At 65.4% G+C, this 22,301-nt stretch carries 21 protein-coding genes; 17 read left to right on the plus strand and 4 right to left on the minus strand.

The genetic code is table 11. From position 1 onward, the window contains the following. Positions 1–33: 33 nt before the first annotated feature. The 10 genes from purH to AXZ77_RS18065 all read left to right on the plus strand — a co-directional run bounded on the left by purH (position 34) and on the right by AXZ77_RS18065 (position 10,920). Positions 34–1,620: a bifunctional phosphoribosylaminoimidazolecarboxamide formyltransferase/IMP cyclohydrolase gene (gene purH, locus AXZ77_RS18020; RefSeq protein ID WP_098412194.1), complete on the plus strand. Its 1,587-nt coding sequence runs from the start codon at positions 34–36 to the stop codon at positions 1,618–1,620. An 84-nt stretch (positions 1,621–1,704) separates the two neighbouring features. After that, the gene (lspA, locus tag AXZ77_RS18025; protein WP_098412195.1) at positions 1,705–2,184 is read left to right on the plus strand and encodes a signal peptidase II; all 480 of its coding nucleotides are present in this window, start codon (positions 1,705–1,707) and stop codon (positions 2,182–2,184) included. Positions 2,185–2,255: 71 nt separating this feature from the next. Continuing rightward, positions 2,256–2,807 (plus strand): DUF3035 domain-containing protein, encoded by a 552-nt coding sequence (locus tag AXZ77_RS18030; RefSeq protein ID WP_098412196.1) that lies wholly within the window; start codon positions 2,256–2,258, stop codon positions 2,805–2,807. 93 nt (positions 2,808–2,900) lie between these two features. After that, a complete protein-coding gene (locus AXZ77_RS18035; protein WP_098412197.1) occupies positions 2,901–4,283 on the plus strand; it encodes a pitrilysin family protein in 1,383 nt (460 codons plus the stop codon). After that, positions 4,280–5,605 (plus strand): pitrilysin family protein, encoded by a 1,326-nt coding sequence (locus tag AXZ77_RS18040; protein ID WP_176536073.1) that lies wholly within the window; start codon positions 4,280–4,282, stop codon positions 5,603–5,605. Before AXZ77_RS18035 ends, AXZ77_RS18040 begins: the two co-directional genes overlap by 4 nt. Positions 5,606–5,670: 65 nt before the next feature. Further along, complete coding sequence (mutL, locus tag AXZ77_RS18045; protein ID WP_098412198.1) at positions 5,671–7,569, plus strand: DNA mismatch repair endonuclease MutL; 1,899 nt, start codon at positions 5,671–5,673, stop codon at positions 7,567–7,569. Then, positions 7,566–8,744 carry a DNA recombination protein RmuC gene (locus tag AXZ77_RS18050; protein ID WP_098412199.1) on the plus strand — a complete coding sequence of 393 codons (1,179 nt, stop codon included), beginning with the start codon at positions 7,566–7,568 and terminating at the stop codon, positions 8,742–8,744. The genes mutL and AXZ77_RS18050 overlap by 4 nt, the downstream gene beginning before the upstream one ends. A 61-nt stretch (positions 8,745–8,805) precedes the next feature. Next, positions 8,806–9,918: an aminodeoxychorismate synthase component I gene (locus tag AXZ77_RS18055; protein ID WP_098412200.1), complete on the plus strand. Its 1,113-nt coding sequence runs from the start codon at positions 8,806–8,808 to the stop codon at positions 9,916–9,918. Then, entirely contained in the window at positions 9,891–10,508 is a 618-nt protein-coding gene (locus tag AXZ77_RS18060; protein WP_098412201.1) for an aminotransferase class IV family protein, read from the plus strand. Before AXZ77_RS18055 ends, AXZ77_RS18060 begins: the two co-directional genes overlap by 28 nt. Before the next feature lie 67 nt (positions 10,509–10,575). Next, positions 10,576–10,920 carry a DUF3775 domain-containing protein gene (locus AXZ77_RS18065; RefSeq protein ID WP_078549499.1) on the plus strand — a complete coding sequence of 115 codons (345 nt, stop codon included), beginning with the start codon at positions 10,576–10,578 and terminating at the stop codon, positions 10,918–10,920. A 117-nt stretch (positions 10,921–11,037) separates the two neighbouring features. On the opposite strand, the gene AXZ77_RS18070 is transcribed toward AXZ77_RS18065, so the two are convergent. Further along, positions 11,038–11,724: a response regulator transcription factor gene (locus AXZ77_RS18070; protein ID WP_078521549.1), complete on the minus strand. Its 687-nt coding sequence runs from the start codon at positions 11,722–11,724 to the stop codon at positions 11,038–11,040. 142 nt (positions 11,725–11,866) lie between these two features. Between AXZ77_RS18070 and ribA the strand changes: the two genes are divergently transcribed. After that, positions 11,867–12,943: a GTP cyclohydrolase II gene (gene ribA / locus AXZ77_RS18075; protein ID WP_098412202.1), complete on the plus strand. Its 1,077-nt coding sequence runs from the start codon at positions 11,867–11,869 to the stop codon at positions 12,941–12,943. Then, positions 12,943–13,497: a L,D-transpeptidase gene (locus AXZ77_RS18080; protein ID WP_098412203.1), complete on the plus strand. Its 555-nt coding sequence runs from the start codon at positions 12,943–12,945 to the stop codon at positions 13,495–13,497. The genes ribA and AXZ77_RS18080 overlap by 1 nt, the downstream gene beginning before the upstream one ends. Here the strand turns inward: AXZ77_RS18080 and AXZ77_RS18085 are convergent. Together AXZ77_RS18085 and AXZ77_RS18090 are read right to left on the minus strand one after the other, a co-directional pair. Then, positions 13,494–14,147, minus strand: coding sequence for a YggS family pyridoxal phosphate-dependent enzyme (locus AXZ77_RS18085; protein WP_098412204.1), 654 nt, complete (start codon positions 14,145–14,147; stop codon positions 13,494–13,496). The genes AXZ77_RS18080 and AXZ77_RS18085 overlap by 4 nt on opposite strands. A 99-nt stretch (positions 14,148–14,246) precedes the next feature. Next, positions 14,247–15,212: a porin gene (locus AXZ77_RS18090; protein ID WP_098412205.1), complete on the minus strand. Its 966-nt coding sequence runs from the start codon at positions 15,210–15,212 to the stop codon at positions 14,247–14,249. 350 nt (positions 15,213–15,562) lie between these two features. Here AXZ77_RS18090 and AXZ77_RS18095 point away from each other — a divergent pair, with 350 nt between their 5' ends. The 5 genes from AXZ77_RS18095 to AXZ77_RS18115 all read left to right on the plus strand — a co-directional run bounded on the left by AXZ77_RS18095 (position 15,563) and on the right by AXZ77_RS18115 (position 21,507). Then, positions 15,563–16,108: a DUF3576 domain-containing protein gene (locus AXZ77_RS18095; RefSeq protein WP_098412206.1), complete on the plus strand. Its 546-nt coding sequence runs from the start codon at positions 15,563–15,565 to the stop codon at positions 16,106–16,108. A gap of 153 nt (positions 16,109–16,261) precedes the next feature. Next, the gene (gene leuS / locus AXZ77_RS18100) at positions 16,262–18,820 is read left to right on the plus strand and encodes a leucine--tRNA ligase (RefSeq protein WP_098412207.1); all 2,559 of its coding nucleotides are present in this window, start codon (positions 16,262–16,264) and stop codon (positions 18,818–18,820) included. Then, positions 18,807–19,304 (plus strand): LPS assembly lipoprotein LptE, encoded by a 498-nt coding sequence (gene lptE, locus AXZ77_RS18105; protein ID WP_098412208.1) that lies wholly within the window; start codon positions 18,807–18,809, stop codon positions 19,302–19,304. The genes leuS and lptE overlap by 14 nt, the downstream gene beginning before the upstream one ends. After that, the gene (gene holA / locus AXZ77_RS18110; protein ID WP_098412209.1) at positions 19,301–20,323 is read left to right on the plus strand and encodes a DNA polymerase III subunit delta; all 1,023 of its coding nucleotides are present in this window, start codon (positions 19,301–19,303) and stop codon (positions 20,321–20,323) included. The genes lptE and holA overlap by 4 nt, the downstream gene beginning before the upstream one ends. Beyond that, on the plus strand, positions 20,320–21,507 hold the full coding sequence (locus AXZ77_RS18115) for a TIGR03862 family flavoprotein (protein WP_255266544.1): 1,188 nt from the start codon (positions 20,320–20,322) through the stop codon (positions 21,505–21,507). Before holA ends, AXZ77_RS18115 begins: the two co-directional genes overlap by 4 nt. Before the next feature lie 93 nt (positions 21,508–21,600). Here AXZ77_RS18115 and AXZ77_RS18120 read toward each other — a convergent pair whose 3' ends face one another. Further along, positions 21,601–22,197: a glutathione S-transferase family protein gene (locus AXZ77_RS18120; RefSeq protein WP_078521569.1), complete on the minus strand. Its 597-nt coding sequence runs from the start codon at positions 22,195–22,197 to the stop codon at positions 21,601–21,603. Positions 22,198–22,301 lie beyond the last annotated feature (104 nt).

Raw genomic sequence — 22,301 nt, forward strand, 5'->3', positions numbered from 1 at the left:
CGCCCCTGACCTGAGCCTTGCGAGGAGCTGCCCGTGACCCGCCCGATCCCCCTGACCCGTGCGCTGATTTCCGTTTCCGACAAGACCGGACTGGTCGAATTCGCCCAGGCGCTCGCCGCGCGCGGCGTCGAACTTCTCTCGACCGGCGGCACCGCCAAGACCCTGCGCGAAGCCGGCCTCAGCGTGCGCGACGTCGCCGAACTGACGGGTTTCCCGGAGATGATGGACGGCCGCGTGAAGACGCTGCATCCGAAAGTCCATGGCGGCCTGTTGGCGCTGCGCGACAACGAAGAACATCTCGCCGCGATGGAAGCGCATCAGATCGAGGCGATCGACCTGCTGGTGGTGAACCTCTACCCGTTCGAGGAAACCGTGGCGAAAGGCGCCGATTACGACACCTGCATCGAGAATATCGATATCGGTGGCCCGGCGATGATCCGGGCTGCGGCGAAGAACCACGCCTTCGTCTCGACCGTCGTGGATGTCGAGGACTACGCCGCCGTTCTGGAAGAGCTCGACGCGAATGACGGCGCGACCTCCTACCCGTTCCGCCAGCGCCTCGCCCAGATCGCCTATGCGCGCACCGCGGCCTATGACGCCGCCGTCTCGACCTGGATGGCCGGCGCCATCGGCGAGCAGACCCCGCGCCGCCGCGCTTTCGCCGGCACGATCGCGCAGACCCTGCGCTACGGCGAGAACCCGCATCAGCAGGCGGCCTTCTATCTCGACGGCACGAACCGCCCCGGCGTCGCGACCGCCAAGCAGCTTCAGGGCAAGGAACTGAGCTACAACAACATCAACGACACCGATGCCGCCTATGAGCTGGTCTCGGAGTTCGGCACCGAGAAGCCCGCCGTCGCGATCATCAAGCACGCCAACCCCTGCGGCGTGGCGACCGGCGAGACCGTGATCGAGGCCTATAAGCGCGCCTTCGACTGCGATCGCACCTCGGCCTTCGGCGGCATCATCGCGCTGAACCAGACGCTGGATGCGGCGACCGCCGAAGAGATCACCAAGATCTTCTCGGAAGTCATCATCGCGCCCTCGGTGGACGAAGCCGCCAAGGAAGTCATCGCGAAGAAGAAGAACGTGCGCCTGCTGGAAACCGGCGGCCTGCCCGACATCACCGCACCGATCACGACCTATCGTCAGGTCGCGGGCGGCTTCCTCGTGCAGGACAAGGACAATGGCGTGATCACTCTGGACAACCTGAAAGTCGTGACCGAGCGCCAGCCCTCCGAGCAGGAGCTCAAGGACCTTCTGTTCGCGTGGAAAGTCGCGAAACACGTCAAGTCGAACGCGATCATCTACGTCAAGGACGGCGCGACCGTGGGCGTGGGCGCGGGCCAGATGAGCCGTGTCGACTCGACCCGGATCGCGGCGCGCAAGGCCGAGGACATGATGGAAGCCTGCGGCATGGCCGAGACGCCCACCAAAGGTTCGGTCGTGGCCTCCGACGCGTTCTTCCCCTTCGCCGACGGCCTGATCACCGCGGCCGAAGCCGGCGCCACCGCGATCATCCAGCCCGGCGGCTCGATGCGCGATCAGGAAGTGATCGACGCGGCGAACGAGCGCGGCCTCGCGATGGTCTTCACCGGAATGCGCCATTTCCGCCACTGATCTGCCGGTATCTTTGCGTAGCCCGGTAGATGCCGGGCTGCGCCTTCTGGCATGAAGACGTGACGAGAAACAAACGGGGGCCAGATGCGGCTAGCAGCGAAAGTGACAGCGGGCGTCCTGCTCCTCGACCAAGTGTCGAAATATATCGTCGTGCAAGGGATGCATCTCGATCAGCGCGGCGCGATCGACGTGGTGCCGCCCTATCTCAACTTTCGCATGGCGTGGAATCGCGGCGTCAATTTCGGCCTGTTCTCCGGCGAAACCGACTGGATGCGCTGGCTGCTGATCATCGTGGCGCTGGTGATTTCGCTCTGGGTCTGGGTCTGGATCGCGCGTGAGCCGCATTCGGCGCGGGTGAATATCTCGGCCGGGCTGTTGGTCGGCGGCGCGCTTGGCAATGTGGTCGACCGGCTCGTCTATGGCGCGGTGGCGGACTTTCTGAACATGTCGCTGCCGGGCTGGCAGAACCCCTATTCTTTCAACGTCGCCGATGTGGCGATTTTCCTCGGCGCGGTCGGTCTGGTGCTGTTCACCGGCAAGGACCATCGCGCCAACGACGGCTAGCCTGTTTTTCGCAGGTGACGACGCTCCAATGTTGCGTTAAGACGGGGGCGGAACTGGCAAGGGAGTGGTTCATGCAGGCTCGGATCGGCACGCTCGGACTCGCGTTTACAGCGGTACTGACGCTGGCTGCCTGCGGCAATTCCCGCGACCCCAGCCTGATGAATCTGCGGTCTTCGCATCAAGGCCCTGATGAATTCGGCGTGATCCCGACGAAGCCGTTGGAGATGCCGGAGAATCTCGCTGCGCTGCCGCCGCCCACGCCGGGCGGCAAGAACATCACCGATCCCACGCCTGAGGCCGATGCCGTCGCCGCTCTTGGTGGCAATCCGCGCCGCCTCGACGAGACCGGTCAGGTCCCGACCTCGGATCGTGCGCTGGTCTCCGCCGCATCGCGTTACGGCAGCCAAGCGGGCATCCGCCAGACCCTCGCCGCCGAGGATTACCAGTGGCGCAAGGATCACGACGGTCGCCTGCTCGAGCGTCTGTTCCAGGTCTCGGTCTATTACAAAGCCTACAAGCCGATGGAGCTCGACCAGTCGGCAGAGCTTGAGCGTTGGCGCCGCCTCGGCGTCGTCACCCCCGGCGCCCCGCCCTCGGGTGCAGCGCAACAGGCGGTCAAGTAACCCGAAAAATCATCACGAGAACGTCACCGGCATTTGCACGTCGGGCGAGAGTGCTTATCTTCGCCCAAACTGTGTCTTGTGAGGAGTTGGGCATTGCGTGCATTCCTGTTCGCCCTGCTGACATTGGCAGGTCTGAGCCCGGCGGTGGCCGGTGACGTCTCTACCTTCGAGTTGGAAAACGGCCTTAAAGGCGTCGTGATCGAGGATCACCGCGCTCCGGTCGTGGTCCATATGGTCTGGTACAAAGCCGGATCGGCCGACGAGAAGCGCGGTAAATCCGGCATCGCCCATTACCTCGAACATCTGATGTTCAAGGGCACCGACACGATGGCGCCCGGTGAGCTGTCGAAGACGGTCGCGGCCAATGGCGGCTCCGACAACGCCTTCACCAGCTACGACTACACCGCCTATTTCCAGCGCATCGCCGCCGACCGGCTGCCGCTGGTGATGAAGATGGAAGCGGACCGGATGCGCAATCTGCGGATCTCGCCCGACGACGCGAAGACCGAGCTGCAGGTGATCCTCGAAGAACGCGCGCAGCGCACCGATTCCAACCCGCGGGCGCTGTTCAACGAACAGGAGCGCGCCGCCCAGTTCCTCAACTCGCCCTACGGCACGCCGGTCATCGGCTGGCGCAAGGAGATGGAAGGGCTGACCCGGCAGGACGCGCTCGACTGGTATCACGAATATTACGCCCCCAATAACGCGATCCTCGTGGTAGCGGGCGATGTGAAGCCCGACGAGGTGAAGGCGCTGGCCGAGAAGTATTACGGCAAGCTGAAACCGACCGAGGACCTCAGCCCCCGCGCCCGCCCGCAGGAGCCGCCGCAGCGCGCCTCCCGGCACCTGACCTTCGAGGACCCGCAGATCGCCCAGCCCTATCTGGTGCGCAGCTACCTCGCCCCCGAACGCAATCCGGGCGACCAGAAGCGCGCCGCCGCCCTGACCGTGCTGTCCGAGATTCTCGGCGGCAATCAGGCGACCTCCGTGCTGGGCCGCAAGCTGATCTATGGCGACGGCACCGCGATCTATGCGTCGAGCTATTACGACGGCATGTCGATCGACGCGACGACCTTCAACCTCTCGGTGATGCCCGCCAAGGATGTGAGCCTCCCCGAGGCCGAAAAGGCGCTCGACACGGCGCTGAAGCAATTCCTGAAGGAAGGTATCGACCCCGAGCAATTCGCCCGCATCAAGACGCAGGTGAAGGCCGCCGAAATCTATTCGCGCGACAACACGCAAGGGCTCGCGCGGCGCTATGGCGAGGCGCTGGCCTCGGGCTTCTCGGTGAAAGATGTCGAGGATTGGCCGGACGTTCTGACCTCGGTGACGGAAGAGGACGTGATGGCCGCCGCCCGAGACCTGTTCCAGAACAAGGACTCGGTGACGGGCTACGCGAAGCGCCCCGATGACGCCCCCACCGAAGCTGCGGCCCCCGCTGCGCCGCCCGCGCCTGCGCAGGAGATCACCCAATGATCCACACCCGTTTCCCGATCACAGCGCGTCTCGTGATGGCGTCGCTCTTCGCCTTCGTGCTGGCGCTGCCCGCCCGTGCGATCGACATTCAGCAGGTCACCTCGCCCGGCGGCATCAAGGCGTGGCTGGTGGAGAATCACGACATTCCCTTCACCGCGCTCGACATCGCCTTCCGCGGCGGCGCGAGCCTTGATGCAAAGGGCAAGCGCGGCGCGATCAACCTGATGACCGCCACGCTCGAAGAGGGCGCGGGCGAGAAGAACTCGCAGCAATTCGCCGAGGCCGAGGAAGCGCTGGCCGCGCAATTCGGCTTCGACGTGGGCGACGACTCGCTCGATATCTCGGCCCGGATGCTGACCGAGAACCGCGACAAATCCGTCGATCTGCTGCGCGAGGCGCTGGTCAATCCGCGCTTCGATCAAAGCGCGATCGAACGCGTTCGCCAGCAGGTGCTGGCCGTGATCGCATCTGACAAGCAAAACCCCAACGACATCGCGGCCGAGAAATTCCGCGAGATCACCTATGGCGATCATCCCTATGGCAGCTCGCTCAACGGCACGGTCGAGAGCGTGAAGGGCCTCACGCGCGAGGATCTGTTCGAAGCCAAGGACCGCGTGATGAGCCGCGATCACATGGTGGTCTCCGCCGTGGGCGACATCACCCCGGAAGAGCTCGGGCCGATGCTCGACAAGCTGCTGGGCGATCTGCCCGCCAAGGGCGCCGACATGCCGCCCCCCGCCGACCCCACCTTCAAGGGCGGCGTGACCACGGTCGATTTCGACAGCCCGCAATCGGTGGTGATGTTCGGCCAGAAGGGGATCGGCCTGAAAGACCCCGATTTCTTCGCGGCCTATGTGCTCAACCAGATCGTCGGCGCGGGCGGGTTCTCGTCCCGCCTGATGGACGAGGTGCGCGAGAAGCGCGGCCTGACCTATGGCATCGCCTCCTATATCGTCGACAAGGATCTGGCGAAGACGTGGCAGGGCAGCTTCGCCTCCGCCAATGAGAAGGTCGCCGAGGCGATCTCGGTCGTCAAAGAGCAGTGGCAGAAGGCGGCGACCGGCAAGGTCACCGACAAGGAGCTGGAGGACGCCAAGACCTACCTCACCGGCGCCTATCCGCTGCGTTTCGACGGCAATGGCACGATCGCGGGCATCCTGACGGGGATGCAGCTCAACGACATGGCGCCGAGCTATATCGACACCCGCAACGACAAGGTGAACGCGGTCACGAAGGACGATGTCCAGCGCGTGGCCAAGCGTATCCTGAACCCCGACAACCTGACCTTCGTCGTGGTCGGACGCCCGCAGGGCCTGAACTGATTTCGCTGGGGATAGCTGGCGCGAATCTCTTTAGATGAGCGCCGCGCCATGCTATCCCTAGTGGAATGAACCAGCACAACCGCAATATCGGCGCGACCGAGCGTCCCGTGATCCGGCAGCTCGATGACGCTGCGGCAAACCGCATCGCGGCAGGCGAGGTGGTCGAACGTCCGGCCTCGGCGGTGAAAGAGCTGGTGGAGAACGCGCTGGATGCGGGCGCCTCGCGGGTCGCGGTGGAATATTGCGATGGCGGCAAAACTCTGATCCGCGTGACCGATGACGGCTGCGGGATGACCGCCGAGGATCTGCCGCTGGCGCTCTCGCGCCATGCCACTTCGAAGATCGACGGCTCGGACCTTCTCAACATCCACACTTTCGGCTTTCGCGGCGAGGCGCTGCCCTCGCTCGGCGCGGTCGGACGGCTGACGATCACCTCGCGCGTCGATGGCCTCGACGCCTGCCAGATCAGCGTGGCGGGCGGCCAGATCGGACCGGTAAAACCGGCGGCGCTGAACCGGGGCACCGTGGTCGAACTGCGCGACCTGTTCTTCGCCACGCCCGCGCGGCTGAAATTCATGCGCACCGACCGGGCCGAGGCGCAGGCGATCACGGATGTGATGAAGCGGCTGGCGATGGCGGAGCCCTATGTCAGCTTCACCCTCGCCGATGTCTCGAACGGCAAATCGCGCGAAATCTTCCGCGCGGATGGCGAGCAGGGAGAACTGTTCGACGCGCTCTCGGAACGTCTCGCCCGGGTGATCGGGCGCGCCTTCTCGGATAACGCTGTGCGGATCGACGCCGAGCGCGAAGATATCCGCCTGACCGGCTATGCCGCGCTGCCCACCTATTCGCGCGGCGCGGCGGTGGAGCAGTTCCTCTTCGTCAATGGCCGCCCCGTGCGCGACAAGCAGCTGACCGGGGCGCTGCGCGCGGCCTACATGGATTTCCTCAGCCGCGAGCGTCACCCCGCCGCCTGCCTCTTCCTGACCTGCGAGCCCGAGCGCGTCGACGTCAACGTCCACCCCGCCAAGGCCGAGGTCCGCTTCCGCGAGGCCGCGACGGTGCGCGGGTTGATCGTGACCGGGCTGCGCCATGCGCTGGCGCAGGCGGGGCACCGGGCGTCCTCGACCGTCTCGGATGCGACTCTCGGCGCGATGCGCCCCGAACCAGCCGCCGATCAGCCGCCGCGCATCTATCAGATGGATCGCCCGAGCCTCGGCGCGATGCGCTCGTCCTACTCCGCGCAGGCGCCGCTGCCTGATCCGGGCTATCAGCCCCCCTCCTACCAGCAGCCGTCCTTCCAGGAGGCCCCTGCGCCCAGCTTCGACTATGCGCCCTCGGCCCGTGCCGAGGCCCCGGCACCCGCCGAACCCGCGCTGACCGAGAAGCCCTTGGGCGCGGCGCGTGCGCAGGTGCATGAGAACTACATCATCGCCCAGACCGAGCGCGGCATCGTCATCGTCGATCAGCATGCGGCGCATGAGCGGCTCGTCTATGAAAAGCTGAAAGGCCAGATGGCCGAGAATGGGGTGCCCGCACAGGCGCTGCTGATCCCCGAGATCGTGGAACTTTCTCAGGGCGACGCGTCGCTGCTTTTGGAACATGCCGACGCTTTGTCGCGCCTTGGCCTGACCATCGAACCCTTCGGCGGCAGCGCGATCGCGGTGCGCGAGACCCCCGCCGTTCTGGGCGAGATCAATGCCGAAGGGCTGCTGCGCGACGTGCTCGACGAGCTGTCCGATCTGGGCGACAGCCAGTTGGTGCAGGCCAAGATCGAAGCGGTGCTCAGCCGCATGGCCTGCCACGGCTCGATCCGCTCGGGCCGCCAGATGCGCGCCGACGAGATGAACGCGCTGCTGCGCCAGATGGAGGCCACGCCCCATTCCGGCCAGTGCAACCATGGGCGTCCGACTTATGTCGAATTGAAGCTCAGCGATATTGAAAGACTGTTTGGCCGCACATGATCCAGCTTGGCGATATGACCCTGACCCTGAACGACCCGCTGACGCTCGGCCTTCTGCTCGGCTGCGCGGCACTTGTTATCCTGCTGATCCTGATGGTCGCCATGCTGCGTGCTGCGGGCCGTCAGACCCGTGCGATGGACCCGATGGTCGGCCAGATGAACCTTCTCGCTCAGCGGGTGCAAAGCCTCTCGGACGGGCAGCAACAGTTGTCCGGCGGGCTGCATCACGTCTCCGAGGCGCAGGCCGCGAGCCAGACCAAGGTACTCGCTCTGATGGAACAGCGCCTGGCCGAGGTTTCGCGCGGCATGTCGGAAAGCCTGCACGGCACCGCCACCCGCACAGCGCGCTCGCTGGGAGATCTGCATCAGCGACTGGAGGCGATCGACAAGGCGCAGGCCAATATCGAGAAGCTTTCCGGCAATGTGCTGGGCCTGCAGGACATCCTTTCGAACAAGCAGACCCGTGGCGCTTTCGGAGAGATTCAGCTGCACGATATCGTCGGCAAGGCGCTGCCCTCGGACAGTTTCACGATGCAGGCGACGCTCTCGAACGGGAAGCGCGCGGATTGCCTGATCCATCTGCCGAACCCGCCCGGCCCCATCGTGATCGATAGCAAATTCCCGCTGGAAGCCTATGAGGCGCTGCGCCGCGCCGACACGCAATGGGAGCGCCAGGAGGCCAGCCGCGCGATGAAAACGGCGGTGCGCGCCCATATCAAGGCGATCTCGGAGAAATACATCCTCGAAGGCGAGACGGCGGACGGCGCGCTGATGTTCCTGCCCTCCGAGGCGGTCTATGCCGAGCTGCACGCGAATTTCCCCGAACTGGTGCGCGAAGGCTTTGCCGCGAAGGTCTGGATCGTCTCGCCCACGACCTGCATGGCGACGCTGAACACGATGCGCGCGGTGCTGAAAGATGCCCGGATGCGCGAACAGGCGGGCGCGATCCGAAAAGAGCTGGCCGCGCTTTATTCCGATGTCGACCGGCTCGGCACCCGTGTCGAAAACCTCGACCGGCATTTCGGGCAGGCGGCGAAAGACATTTCCGAGATCAAGATCTCTGCCGAGAAGGCCGGGAAACGCGCGCGTCGCCTCGACAATTTCGATTTCGAGGAGCTGGCCCCCGATACCGCCGCACAGCCGCTGCTCGTCTCGACCGCCGAAAAGAAGGCCTAAGCGGCGCCAAGCGTCGCTTTTCGGCTGCGCGCCCCTTCGGAGATTGGCATAGAGTGCGCCCATGAGTGACGAGGTCCGTTTCGACAGGGGGCCGGACGATCGGCCCTGCCGCTTCCGCGACCCCCATGAGGTCATCCGCGCCGACGCGCCGGAGGATCTGCCCGCAGCTTTCGCGGCGATCACGCGCGCGCAGGCCGAGGGGCGATGGCTGGCGGGGTTCGCGTCCTACGAGCTGGGCTATTGTCTGAGCGAACGCCTCGCACCGCTCCTGCCCGAGAACCGCGATTTGCCGCTTCTGGCCTTCGGGGTTTTCGACGCGCCCGAGGATGCCCCGCCGCCGATCTCGGAGAACGCGCCGAAGATCGAGCTGGGCGAGCCGCTCTGGTCGGAGGCGCGCTATGCCGAGGCCTTCCGGGCGGTCCACGATTATATCGGCGCGGGTGATTGCTATCAGGTGAACCTGACTTTCCCGATCCCCGTGACGAGCGACGCCGCGCCCGAGGCGCTTTACGCCGCCCTGTCCAGCGCAGGCCAGGTCCCGCATGGGGCCGATGTCGCCCTGGCCGGGGTGCGGTTGCTGTCGCGCTCGCCCGAGCTGTTCTTCCGCGTCGAGGGTGGCAAGATCGTCACGCGGCCGATGAAGGGCACCCGCCCGCGCGGCGCGACGCCCGAAGAGGACGCCGCGCTGAAAGCCGATCTGATGGGGGCCGAGAAAGACCGCGCCGAGAACCTGATGATCGTCGATCTGCTGCGCAACGATATCTCGCGCATCTGCACGCCGGGCTCGGTCAAGGTGCCGCGCCTTTTCGAGGTCGAGACCTATCGCTCGGTTCACCAGATGATCTCGGAGATCGAGGGCGAACTGGTCTCCGGCACACATCTGCCCGAGATCTTGCGCGCGATGTTCCCCTGCGGTTCGGTCACCGGCGCGCCGAAGATCCGCGCGATGGAGATCATCCGCGAGCTGGAACCCGACCCGCGCGGCATCTATTGCGGCGCGATCGGCTGGGCCGCGCCCGATGGCCGGATGGAGTTCAACGTCGCGATCCGCACGCTGATGCAGACCGGCCCCGGCCAATGGCGGGTGAATGTCGGCGGCGGGCTGGTCTATGATTCCACCGCCCATGGCGAATATGAGGAAGCGCTTTGGAAAACCCGGTTCCTGAAAATCTGAAGCTGATCGAGACCTTCGGCTGGCATCCCGGCGAAGGCATCCGCCGCCGCGCCCGCCATGTCGCCCGGCTGACGCGCAGCGCCGAACAGCTTGGTTATCCGCTCGACGGAGAGAAACTGACGGCGGCCCTCGCGACAGTTTCCGGCGACAGCCCGCTGCGGGTGCGCCTGACCCTCGACGCCAAGGGCGCGCTCGAGATCACTACTGCGCCGCTGACCCCGACAACCGCGTGGCGCCTCCATATCTCGGGCGTCACCCTCGACAGTAACGACCCGATGCTGCGCCTCAAGACCACGGCGCGCGCGCCCTACGATGCTGCCCGCGCCGCCCTGCCCGAGGGCGTGGACGAGGCGATCCTGCTCAACGAGCGCGGCGAGCTCTGCGAAGGCACGATCACCAATCTCTTCCTGAAACGCGACGGGACCTATCTGACCCCGCCGTGCGCCTGCGGCTTGCTGCCGGGCATCCTGCGCGAGGAGATGTTGGAGACAGGGGCCGCCCGCGAAGCCGTCCTGCGGCCCGAAGATCTGGCGCAAGGCGAGGTCTTCATGGGCAACTCCCTGCGCGGCCTGATCCCCGCGCAGTTATGATGCGACACGCAAACGCTTGCGCAGGCCGTGCAATGGCGAGATGATGTGCCCAAGAACGGAGGCAGCCATGCTCACCATCAGCCCGGCGAAAATCGCCCATGTCATCATCCGCGCCCGCAAATTCGACGCGGACGTGCCCGGCTCGGGTCAGGCCCGCGAGCTGCGCGCCTTCATCGCTGCGCTGAACGAGGATGAAAAGGCATCGCTGACCGCGGTGATGTGGATCGGGCGCGACACCTATGACGCGTCGGAACTGGACGAGGCGATCGCCACCGCCAAAGCTGAAGCCACCGCGCCGACCGAGGATTACCTGCTGGGAAATCCGATGCTGGCCGATCATCTCGAAGACGGGCTGAATGCGCTCGGCATCTCGCTCGAAGAGGCCGAGGAAGACATCTACCCCACGGTCTAAGCCGCGCGGCGCACACCGGACACGACAAACGACAAAGGCGGCCCCCGCAGGAGCCGCCTTCCCCATTTCCAACCTTGGCGCGCGTCACGCAGCCCATGCCGCGCAAAGCGCCTCGGATCAGGCCACCAGACGGTAGCCGCCCGATTCCGTCACCAGCAGGCGCGCATTCGAGGGATCGGGCTCGATCTTCTGACGCAGGCGATAGATATGCGTCTCGAGCGTGTGGGTGGTGACGCCCGCATTGTAGCCCCAAACCTCGTGCAGCAGCACATCGCGCGGCACCACGCCGTCGGTCGCACGATAGAGGAACTTGAGGATGTTGGTTTCCTTCTCGGTCAGGCGCACCTTGCGGTCCTTGTCGTCCACCAGCATCTTCATCGCGGGCTTGAACGTATACGGGCCGAGCTGGAAGACGGCGTCTTCGGACTGTTCATGCGTGCGCAGCTGGGCGCGCAGACGGGCCAGAAGCACCGGGAACTTGAAGGGTTTGGTAACGTAGTCGTTGGCGCCGGAATCGAGGCCGAGGATCGTGTCGGCATCGGTGTCATGGCCGGTCAGCATCACGACCGGGCATTTCACGCCGCTCTTGCGCAGCTTCTTGCACAGCTCGCGGCCATCGGTATCGGGAAGGCCCACATCCAGCACGACGAGGTCGTAAAGCGTCGATTTCGCCTTATCTACCGCTTCGTGACCATTGCTGGCCTCGAAGACCTCGAAATCGTCGGTCGCGACGAGCTGCTCGGCGAGCGCCTCGCGCAGATCGTTGTCATCGTCAACCAAAAGGACCTTCTTCAATGATGCCATGTCCTGAGCCTCCATATGTGTTCGACGAATAGCTGTTGCCCTTTCACAGCGATGGCAAGGGTGGTGAAACCTATCTCACGCTGACGTGTCGAATCACCGGGAGATATTTCAATTTGTTACAGTCGAGGCTATCTCAAAGCGCATGACCGGCAATTTTTCCCTCGGGCCGAGCCCGGCTGAACGACTGAATCGCGCCCGCGCCGATCTGCGCATGGGGCTGCCCGTTTTGCTGTCCGATCACCTCACCGTGGCGGTCGAGACGCTCTCGCCCGAGCGGCTGGCGGCGTTGCGCGCGCTGGGGCCGCTGACGCTGGTCCTGACCGCGCGCCGGGCCGAGACGCTGAAAGCGCGCGTCTATGACGCCGACATCGCCCGGATCGAGGTGCCCGCTGAGGCCGATCTGCTCTGGCTGCGCGCGCTCGCCGATCCGGCAGACGATCTGCGCGTGCCGATGAAAGGCCCGCTCAAGGCGCTCCGCGGCGGCGATGCGGACCTCGCCCGCGCCGCGATCCGGCTGGCGAAATCGGCGCAGCTTCTGCCCGCAGCGCTGATGGTCGCAGCGCCCAACCCTGCGCCGACGGGGCTGACCTGCATCACCGCCGAAGAGGCGCTTGCCGCCGCCGACATCCCGCAGGCTTTCGCGCCGGTCTCCGCCGCCCGCGTGCCGATGCGCGCCGCCGAAGCCGGTCGGCTGCATATCTTCCGCCCCGACAATGGCGCGGAGGAGCATTACGCGATCGAGATCGGTCGCCCGGATCGCTCCAAACCTGTCCTCGCACGTCTGCATTCGGCCTGCTTCACCGGCGACGTGCTGGGCTCGCTGAAATGCGATTGCGGCCCGCAGCTGGACGCAGCGCTGACGCTGATGGGACATGAGGGCGCGGGCATCCTGCTCTATCTCAATCAGGAAGGGCGCGGGATCGGGCTCGCCAACAAGATGCGCGCCTATTCGCTGCAAGATCAGGGATTCGATACGGTGGAGGCGAACCACCGCCTCGGCTTCGAAGATGACGAGCGCGATTTCCGCATCGGCGCGGCGCTGCTGCGCAAGCTCGGGTTTTCGCAGGTGCGGCTGTTGACCAACAACCCCGCCAAGGTGGCGATGCTGGAGGCCAATGGCATCGACGTGACCGAGCGCGTGCCGCTGAAGGTCGGCATGAGCCGCCATAACGAGAACTACCTCGCCACCAAGGCCGCGAAATCGGGGCATATCCTGTGATGCGCCTCACGCCCACGGGCCTGCTGTTCCGCGGCCGCCGCTTCCCGGTCGAGATCGGCCGCGGCGGCGTCAGCGGCCGCAAGCAGGAGGGAGATGGCGCGACTCCTTCGGGGCGGCTGCATATCCTGCGGATGTTCTACCGCGCGGATCGGATCGTGGCGCCGCAAGACTGGGCCGAACCGATCGGCCCACGCGATCTGTGGTGCGACGCGTCCGGGGATTCGGCCTATAACCAACTGGTCCGCGCCCCCTACCCCGCCTCGCATGAGGCGATGCGGCGCGCCGATCCCCTCTACGACATCGTTCTGGTGACCGATTGGAACTATCCGACCGCGGAGGCAGGCAAAGGCTCGGCCATCTTCCTGCATCAGCGCCGCCGCGCGGGCTACCCGACTGCGGGCTGCCTCGCCTTCCGCCGCGATCACCTGATCTGGATCGCGCAGCGCATCGCACCGGGCGAGCCGCTGGAGATTCCGCTTCGGCTTGGCGGAAATATCCTCCGGGGGTCCGGGGGTGGAAAGCCCCCGGCGCTCAACGCCCGCGACAAAGCTTAGGAATAGTCGCGCGCGCCGAAGATCGCCGAGCCCACACGCACATGGGTCGCGCCGGCCGCGATCGCTTTCTCGAAATCGGAACTCATCCCCATCGACAGGCCGTCGAGCCCGTTGCGCGCGGCCATCTCACCCAGCATCGCGAAATGCGGCGCGGGGTCCTCGGATTCGGGGGGAATGCACATCAGACCGACGACCGGCAGGTCTTTGCCGCGCATATCCGCCACGAAAGCGTCGAGATCATCGGGTAGCACGCCCGCCTTTTGCGGCTCGCACCCGGTATTGACCTGAATGAAAAGATCGGGTGAGGCGCCGCGCGCCTGTGCCAGATTGGCCAGCTTCTTGCCCAGCGAGGGCCGGTCGAGCGTGTGAATCGCCTCGAACAGCTCCACGGCGAGCTTCGCCTTGTTGGATTGTAGCGGTCCGATCATATGGACTTCACAGCCGGGAAATTCCTCGCGCCAGGCGGGCCATTTGCCCTGCGCTTCCTGCACGTAGTTTTCGCCGAACAGCCGATGGCCTTCGCGCAGAACCGCCTCGACCCGCTCGGCGGGCTGAACCTTCGAGACAGCGATCAGCTTCACCGATCCCGCATCGCGCCCGCTCTTTGATTCCGCTTTCGCGATCCGCGCCTGAATCTCGCTCAGTCCCATCTGGCCCTCCGTCGTCAGCGCGCCCAAGAAACACCGAAGGGCCCAAAAAGAAAAGAGCGGGCGCAAGGCCCGCTCTTCCCATCGTTCTGTCCCGAAGGATTAGAACGAGAACTTGATGCCGAGGTCGGCAACCATGTCCGAACCCGAGATGTCGTTGTCAGCAACGCCACCCTTGATGGTCGCACCGCCGCCGAGGTCGTACTCAGCGCCGAGACCGTACCAGGTCACGCTGTCGTCGGTACCAGCCGCTGCGTTGTTATCTTCGATGTGCTGAACGTAGCCACCAACGGTGGTCGCGCCGAAGACCGACGAAGCACCGATGCCGTACCAATCCATGTCAACGTCTTTGCCGCGGTGAGCGACGGCAGCTTTGACCGAAGTGTTACCGAACTGCGCCACACCGGCGAGGGTGACCATGTCCATGTCCATGTTGGTGCCCTGACCGTCAACGGCTTCGTAGCCGAGACCAACGGTGTAGTTGCCGAAGGTGTACGCGCCAGCAAGAGCGTATTCCTGGTCAACCGAGCTGGTGCCGGCTTTGCCGTCCGACATCGACGCTGCGACCGAGAACGCACCGAAGGTGCCAGTGTACAGCAGGTTCGGACCCGAGTTTTGAGTGGTCGCGTTCGAACCAACCACACCGCCGTTGTCGCCGGTCAGGTACAGGATGTCGTTCGAGAGACCCAGCGTACCGACGGTGCCGGTGCCGGTGTTGTTCGAGGACAGGTCTTGATAGCCAACTTCGTAGAAGTCGCCGAACAGAGCTTCCGAAGCGCCGACAACGTCGCCCATCGAGAGCTTGCCGAATGCGCCGGAGATGTAGACCGAAGCAGCGGTGCCAGCGGTAGCGGCGGTCGCTTGGTCAGCGCGCATGGAGCCGCCGAATTCCAGGCCACCGTCGGTGGTGCCCGACATGGTGAACGAGACGCGGACACGGCTCGAGAAGTTCCAGTCGGAGCCGTTGTACACGACACCCATGCGGCCGTCGCCGCCAACCGAGACCTCAGCGGCAGCGATGCCAGCCGAGAACACGAGCGCGGTCGTCGCGAAGAGAACCTTTTTCATCGTTTTCCCTCATTGTCTTACAGGTAACCCCCAACCTGGGGAATCCGAAGTTGGGTATGACGGTGTTTTCTCTCCCCACCCCTTTTATTGCAACTCAAAGCGCCCGCCCTGGTCGAATAGGGTGTTTGATGGTGCAGACATGTCACAGTAACGTCAGCCTGCCATCGCAGCCGTTCCTTGCCATCGCCGCGCGAAACCTCTCATGTGCGTGTATAGCGGCATAAGACCGACGCATCCCCGCGCACTCAAAGAGCGAAAACTGGGGTGAAAGGGGAAAAACCTTGTCGGGCCTAGGGCCATGGGCTAGAGAAAAGGCAATCAATGACGCAGGCCGACGGGGACAGCTTCGCATGACTTCCAGAACCCTTTTGAAACGCACGGCAATTCTGGGCGTGTGCCTCGTGCTCGCAGGTTGCGGCAAGGGTATCTCGAGCGGCAACATCTTCTCGGGTAGCGGTGGCACCCCCGCGCAGCGCGATGCCAACCAGCTCGACCACCTGTCCGGCTCGAACGAAGCCGTGATCGACGGCCCGACGCGTCAGGCGCAAAAGAAATCCACCGTTTGGGACCTCTTCGGCAACAAGGGCGACCCGAACATCACCGTCGAGGTGAACAAGTATCTCTGGCAGGCTTCGCTCGAAGTGCTCGATTTCCTTCCGATTCAAGAGGTTGACCCCTTCTCCGGCGTCATCGTGACCGGCTACGGCACCCCGCCGGGCGGCGGCCGCGCCTATAAGGCCACGGTTTACGTCACCGATCCGGCGCTTGATGCCCGCTCGCTCAAAGTGTCGATCCGCACCCGGGGCGGCGCGGTTTCCGCCGATACGCAGCGCGCCGTGGAGAACGCGATTCTCACCCGCGCACGTCAGCTGCGGGTCCGCGACTCGCAACTCTGATTCCCGCAAGGCGACCGCAAGACGCATTCAGATCCCCGCCCGAGCCAGCCTCCGGCGGGGATATTTCTGTCCAAATGAGCGCGGCGGCTGGACCTCGCCCCCAAGGCCAGTGTAGCAAGCTCGCGCAGAATTCGACGTGATGAGGGGCCCGACATGGCACGCTACGAACCGAGCCAGAGCGAGACGAAATGGCAAGAGGCTTGGAACAAGGCGGATCTCTTCGCCGCGCGCCGTGATCCGGCCAAACCGAAATATTACGTCCTCGAGATGTTCCCTTACCCGTCGGGCCGCATCCATATGGGCCACGTGCGCAACTACACGATGGGCGACGTCGTCGCGCGCTATAAGATGGCCAAGGGCTTTTCCGTGCTGCATCCGATGGGCTGGGACGCCTTCGGGATGCCCGCCGAAAACGCCGCAATGGACAATAACGGCCACCCGAAGGACTGGACCTACGGCAATATCGCCGTGATGAAGGACCAGATGAAGCCGCTCGGCCTCTCTATCGACTGGTCGCGCGAATTCGCCACCTGCGACCCGGACTATTACGGCCAGCAGCAGGCGATGTTCATCGACATGCTCGAGGCCGGTCTGGTCTATCGCAAGAACGCGGTGGTGAACTGGGACCCGGTCGATATGACCGTGCTCGCCAATGAGCAGGTGATCGACGGCAAGGGCTGGCGCTCGGGTGCGGAAGTCGAACGCCGCGAGCTGACGCAGTGGTTCTTCAAGATCTCCGACTATGCCGAGGAATTGCTCGACGCGCTCGACAACCTCAAGGACTGGCCCGAGAAGGTGCGCCTGATGCAGGCCAACTGGATCGGCAAGTCGCGCGGTCTGCAATTCGCCTTCTCGACCGTCGATGCGCCGGAAGGCTTCGACCGGCTGGAAGTCTACACGACCCGCCCCGACACGCTGCGCGGTGCAAGCTTCGCGGCGATCTCGCCCGATCATCCGCTGGCCAAGCATCTGGAGCGGCACGATCCCGAGGTCGCGGAATTCGTCGCGAAATGCCGCGCGGGCGGCACGACGGAAGAGGCCATCGAGACCGCCGAGAAGCTGGGGATGGATACCGGCATCAAGGTCCGTCACCCGCTCGACACGAGCTGGGAACTGCCGGTCTATATCGCGAACTTCATCCTGATGGATTACGGCACCGGCGCGATCTTCGGCTGCCCGGCGCATGACGCGCGCGACTTCGAATTCGCGACGAAATACGAGCTGCCGATCACGCCCGTCTTCGAGCCGGTCGAGGGTGACTACCCCGAGGCCGAATACGTTCCGCTCAAATCCGAAAAAGTCCGCTATATCCGCGGCTTCGCGGGCGACGAAGTGCAGACCGGCGAAGAGGGCGTCGCAACCGCGATCGCCTTCTGCGAGGAAAACGGCATCGGCCAAGGCGTGACCAAGTTCCGCCTGCGCGACTGGGGCCTGAGCCGCCAGCGCTACTGGGGCTGCCCGATCCCGGTCGTGCATTGCGAGAGCTGCGGCGTCGTTCCCGAGAAAAAGGAAAACCTCCCCGTCGAACTGCCCTACGATGAGGACGGCCAGAAGATCGACTTCTCGATTCCCGGCAACCCGCTCGATCGTCATCCGAGCTGGCGCGACTGTACCTGCCCGAATTGCGGCGGCCCGGGTCAGCGCGAGACCGACACGATGGACACCTTCGTCGATTCGAGCTGGTATTACGCGCGCTTCACCTCGCCCGGTGCCGCCACGCCGACCGACCCGGCCGAGGCCGAGTATTGGATGAATGTCGATCAATATATCGGCGGCATCGAGCACGCGATTCTGCACCTGCTCTACTCGCGCTTCTATGCCCGCGCGATGCACAAGACCGGCCACCTGCCTGCGAAAGCGATCGAGCCGTTCGATGCGCTGTTCACGCAAGGCATGGTGACGCATGAGATTTACCTCACGCGCGACGCCAAGAATCGTCCCGTCTACCACCTCCCCGAAGAGGTCGAGGACGGCAAGCTGAAGGCCACCGGCGAAGCGGTCGAGACCATCCCCTCGGCCAAGATGTCGAAATCGAAGAAGAACGTCGTCGATCCGATGAACATCATCGCCGAGTTCGGGGCCGATACCGCCCGCTTCTTCGTGATGTCCGACAGCCCGCCCGAGCGCGACGTCGAATGGACCGCCGCCGGTGCGGAGGCCACGTCGAAATTCCTCGCCCGCGTGCATCGCATCGCCGACGACATCGCCAATTCGGATGCGCCCGCGAACGAGGCCGAGGATACGGCGCTCCTGAAGGCCACCCACAAGGCGATCGACGAGGTCACCAAGTCGATCGAGGGCTTCACCTTCAACAAGGCGGTCGCCACGCTTTACGGCCTGACCAACACGATGTCGAAATCGAAGGCCGGGGTCGAGACCAAGCGCGACGCGATGAAGCTGATGGCGCAGTTGCTGGCGCCGATGGTGCCGCACCTCGCCGAAGAGGTCTGGTCGATGCTGGGCGGCGAGGGCTTCGTGATCGCAGCCCGTTGGCCCGAGGCGGACCCCGCCCTTCTGGTGGAGGATTCGGTGACGCTGCCGATCCAGATCAACGGCAAGCGCCGCGCCGAGATCTCGGTGCCCAAGGACATGCCGAAGGAAGAGGTTGAAAAGCTGGTTCTGGCCGACGAAGCTGTCGTGAAGGCGCTGGCCGGTGGCCAGCCCAAGAAGCTGATCGTTGTGCCGGGGCGGATCGTCAATGTGGTCATCTGACAGACGCGGATTTCTGGGGCTCGCGGGGGCGGCTGGCCTGCTCGCGGGCTGCGGCTTCACCCCGGCCTACGGGCCTCAGGGTGGGGCGGCGAAACTGCTCGAAGGGGTCGAGCCGGCCGCGCCCACGACGCGCGACGCCTTCGCCCTCGTCCAGCAGCTGAACGCCCGGCTTGGACCGTCGCAGGTCACCCGCTACCGGCTCGATTACAAGATCGACACCGAGTCGCTCGGTCAGGGCATCTCGCCCGACAACGCCACGACCCGCTACCAGCTCAACGGCACGGTGGATTACACGCTGCGCGATGCGGCGGATAATGCCGTGCTGCTGACCGGGCGCGTGACCTCCTTCACCTCGTGGTCCGCGACCGGCACCGTTGTCGCCTCGCAGGCCGCGCAGGAAGACGCGCATCGCCGGTTGATGGTGATCCTCGCCGATCAGATCGTGACGCGACTTCTGTCACAAGCGCCGGGTCTGCCGGAATGAAGCTGACCGGCGTAGCAGCGACCCGCTATTTCGCCAAACCCGAGCCCGAGCGCACCGGCCTGCTGATCTTCGGGGGCGATGCGATGCGCGTGGCCCTGCGGCGGCAGGAAGTCATCGCCGCGCTGATCGGCCCGAAGGGCGAAGAAGAGATGCGCCTGAGCCGGATCGCGGGCGGCGATCTGCGCAAGCAACCCTCGCTCCTGCTCGATGCGATCAAGGAGGTCGGCTTCTTCCCTGGCCCGCGCGTGGCCTTCGTCGAGGATGCGACCGATGCGGTTTCGGACGCGGTGAAGACTGCGCTCGACGAATGGCGCGAGGGCGATGCGCAGATCGTGATCACCGCAGGCTCGCTCGCCGCGAAATCGAAGCTGCGCAAAGCCTTCGAGGGCCATAACAACGCCTATTCCGTCGGGATTTACGACGACCCGCCGAGCCGCGAGGAGATCGAGGATATCCTGCGCCGCGCCGGTCTGCGCGACATCTCGAACGACGCGATGACCGACCTCGTGGCGCTGTCGCGGGCGCTCGATCCGGGCGACTTCCGCCAGACCGTCGAGAAGATCGCGCTCTACAAATTCGGCGACACCACGCCGCTTGGTCCCGCCGATGTGGCCGCCTGCGCGCCGTCTTCGGTCGAGGCGGGCGTCGATGACGTGCTCTCCATCGTGGCCGAGGGCCGCGCGCCCGAGCTTGGCCCGGTGATGCGGCGGCTGGAAAGCCAGGGCGTGCAACCCGTCCAGCTCGCCATCGCCGCGATGCGCCATTTCCGCGCGCTGCATGCCGCGGCCTCCGACCCGCAGGGCCCCGGTGCAGGCATCGCGAGGATGCGCCCGCCGATCTTCGGCCCGCGCCGCGACCGGATGCAACGGCAGGCGCAAAGCTGGGGCATGTACAAGCTGGAGACCGCGCTGAAGGAACTGGTCGAGACCGACCTGACCCTGCGCTCCGCCAGCCGCGCGCCGCAAATGGCGGTGATGGAGCGCGCGCTGATGCGGCTCGCGATGCTGGCCCGGCGGTGAGCGCGGCGGCGAAATCCGCGCTCGTCATCGGTGGCGGCCCGGCGGGCCTGATGGCGGCCGAGGAACTGGCGCGGGCCGGCGTCTCCGTGACATTGGCGGAGGCCAAGCCGACGCTCGCGCGCAAATTCCTGATGGCGGGCAAATCCGGGCTGAACCTGACCAGGGATGAGCCGCTCGACGCCTTCCTGTCCCACTATTCCCACCCGCAGATCGCCGCGATTACCCGCGAATTCGGCCCCGAGGCGGCGCAGAATTTCGCCCGCGATCTGGGTGTCGAGCTGTTCACGGGCTCCACCGGCCGGGTCTTCCCGACAGTAATGAAAGCCTCGCCGATGCTGCGCGCCTGGATCGCGCGGCTCGAATCTTTCGGCGTCACGATCCGCACCCGCTGGCGCTGGCAGGGCTTCGACGGCGACGCGCTGGTTTTCGACACGCCCGAGGGACGTCAGAGCCTGAGGCCCGATGCCACGATCCTCGCGCTTGGCGGCGCGAGCTGGCCGCGGCTCGGCTCGGATGCGGCATGGGTGCCGCGGCTGAGCGCGAAAGGCGTGGAGATCGCCCCCTTCGCCCCCGCCAACATGGGCTTCGAGATCGACTGGTCGGCGCATATGGCAAGCCAGCTCGGCCAGCCCGTGAAAGGTGCGGCGCTGATCACGCCGACGCGGCGCACGCGCGGGGAATTCGTGATCTCGGAGCGCGGGCTCGAAGGCGGCGGCCTCTATGAACTCTCCGCCGAATTGCGCGAAGGCGTGCCGCTGAGCCTCGATCTCGCACCGGACCAAAGCGCCGAAGACCTCGCCGCGCGGCTCGCGAAAATCCCGCCGAAACAGAGCTTGACCAACCGCCTGCGCAAAGGCGCGAAGCTGGACCCGGTGAAGCTCGCGCTTGCGCTGGAATGGGGTCGCCCGCTGCCCAAGGACCCGGCGCAACTCGCAGCGACGCTCAAATCCCTGCCCGTCCCGCTCGGCCCGCCGCGCCCGATCGCCGAGGCGATCTCCAGCGCGGGCGGCATCGCGTGGGACAGCCTCACCGACGATCTGGAACTGACCGCCCTGCCCGGCGTCTTCGCCGCGGGCGAGATGCTCGACTGGGAGGCCCCGACGGGCGGCTATCTGCTGACCGCGTGCCTCGCCTCCGGCCGCCATGCCGGACGCGCCGCGGCCCAACGGCTCTCTTCCCCTTGATGTAAATATCCCGGGGGAGGTCCGTAGGACCGGGGGCAGAGCCCCCTCTTTCCGCGTTGCTTGTCGCCCTCCGACGACGGGGGCAGAGCCCCCTCACCCGTCGCGCATCGCCACCGCGCGTTTGTACGCAGGCCGCGCCCGCATCCGGTCGTGATATTCGCTCAGCCGATGCTCGACGATCGGGAATTTCGCCATCAGCGCCCAGTCGAGGCAATGCGCCAGGATGATGTCGGGCACGGTCATTTCATCGCCCATCACGTACTCGCCCTCGCCCATCCGATGGATCAGCGTGCGCTGCGACCGCTCGAACTCCCAGCGCAGCGAATTCTTTATCCCTGACAGCCGCAACTCCTCGGGCAGGATGAAGCTGTGGCGTGCGGCAGTCCAAAGATTCGCGTCGAACTCATCGAGCAGGAATTGCGTCAGACTGTCCTGCCGCGCGCGTTCCAGCGTGCCTGCCTCATGCGTGAATTTCCCATGCGCATCCGCGAGATAGGTGAGAATCGCCGTGGAATCGGTGATCGGCGTGCCGTCGATGACCAGCACCGGCACCTTGCCCGCCGGGTTGAAAGCGACGACATCGTCCGAGCGCGGCGCGGCCCGCACATGCTGATACTCCGCGCCCAGTTCCTCCAGCATCCACAGCACGCGCAGCGTCCGCGAGCCGACCGTTCCGATAACCGTATACATCCTGCCTCCCGTCGAAAGTCGCGACATTGGGCCACGGCTGCCGGGGAGGTTCAAGGGCAGCGCCCCATCATCTCCGCGCGATTGTGACCCGGACAAGCCCGCGA

The organism is Thioclava sp. ES.031, from assembly GCF_002563775.1.
Classification (GTDB): Bacteria; Pseudomonadota; Alphaproteobacteria; order Rhodobacterales; family Rhodobacteraceae; genus Thioclava.